1 pseudogene is annotated in these 315 nt (G+C 48.6%); it reads left to right on the forward strand.

The features are described from left to right. Nucleotides 1-315 (forward strand): annotated as a pseudogene (locus tag HMPREF2794_RS21295) (Clp protease ClpP); the annotation flags it as partial.

The raw sequence follows: 315 nt of genomic DNA on the forward strand, positions 1-315 counted from the left end.
GTAAGGCAGACCGCGTCGACATGCTCGAAAGACAGGAGGAGGCACGCAAGGAACAGGAAATCGAAAACATCCTGAACAGTGCGATCAAGGAAAAAAGAATCACAGCCGACGTTCGTGACGACTGGAAGGCGAACCTGACCAGCAATTTCGATACCGCAAAGAAGTTGCTTGATGCCATCAAACCCGTGGAAATGCCGGAAGTTCACGCTCCCAGCCTGACGGATTCCACAAACAAAAAGTTTGAAGACTTTCAAAACGATCCGGAAGCCTTGAGAAACCTTATGGAGAAAAATCCGGCTGAATACGAACGTCTTT

Origin of the sequence: Bacteroides sp. HMSC067B03, assembly GCF_001811315.1 — a bacterium.
GTDB lineage: Bacteria > Bacteroidota > Bacteroidia > Bacteroidales > Bacteroidaceae > Bacteroides > Bacteroides faecis.